Genomic DNA, 6,004 nt, shown 5'->3' on the forward strand with positions numbered 1-6,004 from the left:
CATGGGTTAGTAAATCTATATGAACGATATACAAAACTACGTCAGACTTAAACTGAACCGCCGTATACCGAACGGTACGTACGGTGGTGTGAGAGGTCGGAGGCTAGGCGCCTCCTCCTACTCGATTTATGGCACTAAAGGGGCAGGTTAGTTGACTAACAATAATTTACAAATGTATATTCGGATGATAATCTGTAAATAAATTGAGGGGGAATAAGGTAATGGAAAAAGTTGATTACGTTGAGTTAAAACATTTTTCGAATGAATATTTAGATGTATTAAATTCTTTTGAACTTCCTGAGGAACAAATGCAGTTCACTGCATTACCAAACAAGATTTTAGAGACGACAGAAGGGCAACATCGGATTGTTATTTTAAGTGAGAATGAACCTGTAGGTTTCTTTTTATTACATTCAACTGAACGAGTAAAGGAATATTCAGATAATCCGAAAGCTATGTTGTTAACTGCATTATCTGTTAATCATGCGAAGCAAGGAAAAGGTTATGCTAAACAAGGTATGCTCTTACTAAGTGATTTTGTTAAATCTGAATTTCCTAACTGTGATGAAATCGTTTTAGTTGTAAATCATAAAAATCTTCCTGCCCAGCAACTGTATTTGAAAGTGGGTTTTCAAGATACTGGCAAGAGAAAAATAGGTCCAATTGGTGAACAGTTTATAATGAATTTATCGGTGTAAAATACATAGTGCTTAATGAACTAACAGGTACGTTATCTGAAGATCGGAGCTGTCTTTAAGGCAGCTTTTCTTTATGGAACTATCGGGGCAGGGTAGTTTAAGAGTGCTGTTTACTCTTTGTTCAACAATTGGGCCAGATTGTTGAATAAATGACCATTAAAGAATTTGTATTTTTTTTATATATAACTCAAACATAAAGGAAGTGGAATTGAGCATTAAATTAAAATTTTTATCATATTTATATATAATAATTAATGTTAAGATTTTGTAAATATGGGGGGGAAAGGTTATGGTTAATTATATTTGTGAGACATGTGGAGTCCAATATGAAAGCTCTAAAGAAGTACCTAATCAATGTTTGATTTGCGGGGAAGAAAGACAATATGTTAGTCCTAAAGGGCAAACATGGACAACATTAGAAATGATGAAAAAAGATGGAATATTTAAAAATTCTATTAATCTTGACGAAGAGGGGTTATATAGCATTAATACTATTCCGAATTTTGGAATCGGACAAACTGCTTATCTAATAAAAGATAAGAATTTTAATTTATTATGGGACTGTATTACATATATTGATCAAGATACGATTACGCAAATTGAAGATTTAGGTGGAATTGATGCTATAGCGTTATCTCACCCTCACTATTTCTCTAGTCAAGTGGAATGGGCCGAAGCTTTTGACGCTCCGATTTATATTCATGAGGATGAAAAAGACTGGGTAACGAGGCCAAGCGAAAAAATCATTTTCTGGTCTGGAGAATCGCTTGAATTACAGCAAGGTGTCATACTTCAGAGAATTGGTGGACATTTTAAAGGCGGCACCGTTTTAGAATGGAAAAACGGATTCAGCCAGAACGGAATATTACTGACTGGGGATATCATTCGGATCGTTGCTGATCGCCAATGGGTAAGTTTTATGTATAGTTATCCAAACTTCATCCCAATGCCCAGTGTAACTGTAGAAAGAATCGCAAATCGGGTTAATGAATTTAAGTTTAGTCGGTTATATGACGCTTTTCACCGAGTAATTAAAGAAGAAGCCCATAACCAAGTTCAAAAATCTGCAACTAGGTACGTTAAAGCACTAAATGGAACGTTGTTTACTACATAAAGCCTGATCGTTTTTAAAATGTTTTATCAAAGGTCCTGTGTTGATGCGCAGGATTTTTTTGTTCATCAATCAGCTGCGATTCTTGAATAAGGTTTGCTTTTCTTATAAAACTAACAGGTGCGTTAGTTCATTACCGAGGGTTGCTGCGGCAGCCTTTTTCTTATGGCACTAACGGGGCAGGTTAGTTGCACAAGCAGGGAAATTCCGGGTACATCTTGAATATTGGATTGATGAAGTTATTGCGGGGGGATGTATATGAATAAATTTAATGAATTGTATAGGGAAATGTTATTTTTGCTGTTTGGAATAAAACCTAAAAATGCAGGATGGACATCATTTTCCCAATTGAAGATTGTCCCAGACTATATAGTTGACTTGGAAAAAGGTCAAGTAACAGGAGTAGTAAAACATAACGAAAAGGTATATTTGACTGTTATTGTAGATGTTCCAAATAAAAAAACTGTTGTAAAAGGGAGTCTTAGAAGAATTCTTAAACATACTAAACCTTTTAAAAAGCGTAATTACATAGAAATTATTAATGGTGAGGCTGAATATTTTATTGAAAACAAAATAACAAATCCAAAGGAACATTAATAAGTTCTTCAACTAACGGGGCAGGATAGCATTCCTGTAGTTCGTTATTTTTCAGCTTTGAAAAAAATAGGGCTCCTCAGTAAGATATGAGTAAGACACCACTCTAACTCAAAACTTTAGGAGGAACCCTAATATGAAGTTTAAAATGCAAGATAAACAAAATCAACTAATAGAAAGAATTTCCGATAAACACCTTGTTGTTGGAGTGGATATTGCCCAACAATTTCATGTGGCTAGAGCAGTGAATTTCCGTGGAATTGTAGTCGGAGATCCACTTGCATTTGAAAATAATGAAGATGGATTTGCTAGTTTATTAAAATGTATGGATAAGCTTCAAAGATTAAATAAACTGGATGCAGCCATCGTGGGAATGGAACCTACAGGACATTACTGGATTAATCTTTCAAAATGGCTATTTAAACAAGGAATTGAGGTAGTAACGGTAAACCCCCACTTAGTAAAAAGGAATAAAGAAAACCGTGATAATACTCAGTCGAAAAGTGATAAGAAAGATGCCCTGGTCATCGCTGATATGGTGAAGAACGGTTACTACGCCTTTGTCAGGAACACTTCAGAATCATTTGAGATACTTAGAGTCCTTATGTCTAACCGTGATGTGGTAGTTAAACGACTCGTTAGCACGATTAATCAATTAAACCGTTGGGTTGATATTGTCTTTCCAGAACTCAGGCAAGTATTTAAAGACATTACTGCTAAAGGGGCTATTGCCACACTTCGTTTATTTCCATCTCCAATGGAACTGCGTTCCCTGAAACCTGATGATGTTGTTTCAGGATGGAAATCAATAATGAAGAGACAGCCTGGATTAAGGAAAGCTCAATTACTTCTTCAGTTAGCTAGGAAATCTGTCGGCACAAGACAGGCTCTTGAAGCGTATAAATTTCATTTGGAACAATTATTAGAGGAGTATGATCTCGCAGTCTTACAACTCGATAGAGTGGAACAAGAGGTTAAGGATGTATTAAAACAAATACCTTTTGCCAAGAAGCTGCTTGCCATTAAGGGAATTAGTGAAATTTCTTTAGCCGGAATATTAGGTGAAGCAGGAGATCTAAGTGGTTTTTCACACGGTAATTCTTTACTTCGGCACGCTGGGTTGCATCTGGCTGAAGCAAGCTCTGGAAAGTGGAAAGGCCAAATTGTCATTTCTAAGCGAGGGCGATCCAGGCTAAGGCGTTTCCTTTACTTAGCCACCATGAGCCTTGTGATGAATAACACGGAATTTCGAGCCATTCACACCCATAATGTTAAGGTGAAAAAAATGAAGAAAATGAAATCGATTATGAAATTGGTAGGTAAGCTAGCCAGGATATTTGTTGGAATAGCACGCAGAAACGAGTCTTATTGTGCAGATAAAGTTCAACCTATAACTGAACTGGTTGCGTAGTTTTAAAGGGGGATTTTTTAATAGGGTTCTCGAAGGGAACCTTCAAAAACTAATTTTCATAGACTTTTTCTATTTACGAATGTTGGCTTATTCGTAGGATTTCAAATATGTACGGAGTACCAGATTTCTTGAACAAAAGGGCACCGACCCATCAGGATAGCATAACTGGCCTTCACCCCTTGGATAGGCATGACGAAGGAATGATAGGGCAATTGACCCGTTGAGACATGGGAGGGAAAGCCTCCAGGGGCGGCGTGGAGAATGTACATTATATGGTAAAATGTGGAGTGTTGTACAGCTCCTTTATTTAACTATGCCTTCACGAAATCTTTATGTCCTGAAATCACTCCATTTAACCGTGACCTTACAATCAAGGGTGATGAAATCCTGCGAATAAGCGAGTATTTGTGAGGAAATCGTATTAAACTGAGGGAGTTCAAGAGTGCATATGGAGTTGTTCAACAATTGGGCCATTTAATGGAATAACACTTCAAAACAAAATTGGATATTTATGTTAATATAGGTGTGAGTTTTGTGAAGAAATGTACTTAAACCTAACCAGCTAATAGAAGTTCTCAGTTATTCAATTAAAAGGCGCGCTTTAAGGATTTATAAAGTTTAGGGGGGATCTGTTTTGTTAAATGAACATACTAAAGGATTAAGTATTATTTCATCTTTATTAGCAATAGCAGGATTAGTTCTGATGTTTTCAAGTATTTCTTTTGGAACTGCTCTAGGGGATTCTTGGGTTCTTAACCACGGAAATGGTGTCGCTGATACTGACCAATACAACATGATTGTTAAGACTTATATAAATAACTTTGTAATTACTGGAAGCATACTGTTTAGTGCAGGTCTACTAACAGCTATATTTACTTACTTTACATCCGTACTATTCGGAAAAAAGGAGAACAACAATATCGTCTAATTGTTCTTCAACAATCGGGCGCGATTCTTGAATAAGGTTCGCTTTTCTTATAGAACTAACGGGTGCTTTAGCTGAAGATCGGAGCGTCTTTAAGGTAGCTTTTTATTATGGCACTACCGGGGCAGGTTAGTTCCATAAGAAGAGCGAACTTACATAGTATAAATACTTACCAAAATTAATCGAGAGGACTAAATAAATGGAGAAAATAAATGAAATTTTTTATGGTCTTATAAACCAAGGAATAATAATAAATGATGATATAGACATAAAGAAATTAAAAAGTGGTACTACAAATGGAATTCTATATACCCTATATAATAACGGTGTACCAAAATATGTAATTAAAATAGACAAACCTAAATTAATAGCTGCAACAGAGGCTTTTCTCCTTACTTATAAAGATGTAAATTTGTTGCCCAATGTACTTTATACAGACGAGAAAAAAGAATTTATAGTATACTCTTATATTTCTGGAGAAACTCATTTTAATCGAGGTACTAAAATAGAATGGATGACTATTTTAATTAAGGAACTATTAAATAAATACAAAAAAGTAAACAATGAAAACTGGGGAAGAGTAAATGGAATACATAGAAATTCATGGGCGGACTTCAATCTAAGTAGTTTGGAATTCGCCCAAGAGGATATAGGCAATTTATTACCAAGTGAGGATCATAAAAAAGTACAGCTATTGGTTAATAGATTGAAAACATACGAACATCAAGAAGAGAAGTATTACCTTCATGGAGATGCTGGTGTTCATAATTTTGTATATAAGGGCAACAAATTAAATGGGGTTATTGACCCTATGCCTTTAATCGGTCCAAAAATTTATGATTTCACGTATGCTTTTTGCGCTTCTCCAGACGATTTAAATTTAGATACGCTGTTGTCATCTTTCTCATTATTAACTCAAGATATCCCCTTTAATATAGAAAGGCTTTTGGAGGAAGTTATTTTTCAATTATACACACGTATAGGTGTTTGTATTAGGGTTCACCCACATGACTTAAGTGGCTATCTTAAAGCTTGGAAAGAATGGAGAGTATATTTACCTTCAATGTAAATAGCGATTCTTAGTGAACTAACGGTGCGTTAGGTGAAGATCAGAGCTGTCTTTAAAGCCAGCTTTTTTTTATGGAACTAAAGGGGCAGCATTCCTGTTAGAAGGATGTTCGAGGTCTTGAAAGAAAAAGAGCCCTCTTGTATGATGCATGAGTGTCAACGACCATTGACCCAGCATCAAACAAGGAGGACTTCTC

6 protein-coding genes are annotated in these 6,004 nt (G+C 35.7%); all 6 read left to right on the top strand.

The features are described from left to right. Positions 1-221 precede the first annotated feature (221 nt). Positions 222-698, top strand: a complete 477-nt coding sequence (locus N0M92_RS28680; RefSeq protein ID WP_260288965.1) for a GNAT family N-acetyltransferase — start codon at positions 222-224, stop codon at positions 696-698. A gap of 289 nt (positions 699-987) precedes the next feature. Beyond that, positions 988-1,812, top strand: coding sequence for an MBL fold metallo-hydrolase (locus N0M92_RS28685; RefSeq protein WP_260288966.1), 825 nt, complete (start codon positions 988-990; stop codon positions 1,810-1,812). A gap of 255 nt (positions 1,813-2,067) precedes the next feature. Then, positions 2,068-2,406: a hypothetical protein gene (locus N0M92_RS28690; protein WP_260288967.1), complete on the top strand. Its 339-nt coding sequence runs from the start codon at positions 2,068-2,070 to the stop codon at positions 2,404-2,406. Positions 2,407-2,539: 133 nt separating this feature from the next. Further along, positions 2,540-3,814 carry an IS110 family RNA-guided transposase gene (locus N0M92_RS28695; protein WP_260288968.1) on the top strand — a complete coding sequence of 425 codons (1,275 nt, stop codon included), beginning with the start codon at positions 2,540-2,542 and terminating at the stop codon, positions 3,812-3,814. Between the two features lie 634 nt (positions 3,815-4,448). Continuing rightward, positions 4,449-4,742 carry a hypothetical protein gene (locus N0M92_RS28700; RefSeq protein WP_260288969.1) on the top strand — a complete coding sequence of 98 codons (294 nt, stop codon included), beginning with the start codon at positions 4,449-4,451 and terminating at the stop codon, positions 4,740-4,742. A 196-nt stretch (positions 4,743-4,938) separates the two neighbouring features. Continuing rightward, entirely contained in the window at positions 4,939-5,808 is an 870-nt protein-coding gene (locus N0M92_RS28705) for a hypothetical protein (protein ID WP_260288970.1), read from the top strand. Positions 5,809-6,004 lie beyond the last annotated feature (196 nt).

It is taken from the genome of Peribacillus aracenensis (genome assembly GCF_025175645.1).
GTDB lineage: Bacteria > Bacillota > Bacilli > Bacillales > DSM-1321 > Peribacillus > Peribacillus aracenensis.

Coding starts and splice junctions, on each gene's coding strand:
- N0M92_RS28680 (WP_260288965.1), top strand. CDS start 222: ATGGAAAAAGTTGATTACGTTGAGTTAAAACATTTTTCGAATGAATAT.
- N0M92_RS28685 (WP_260288966.1), top strand. CDS start 988: ATGGTTAATTATATTTGTGAGACATGTGGAGTCCAATATGAAAGCTCT.
- N0M92_RS28690 (WP_260288967.1), top strand. CDS start 2,068: ATGAATAAATTTAATGAATTGTATAGGGAAATGTTATTTTTGCTGTTT.
- N0M92_RS28695 (WP_260288968.1), top strand. CDS start 2,540: ATGAAGTTTAAAATGCAAGATAAACAAAATCAACTAATAGAAAGAATT.
- N0M92_RS28705 (WP_260288970.1), top strand. CDS start 4,939: ATGGAGAAAATAAATGAAATTTTTTATGGTCTTATAAACCAAGGAATA.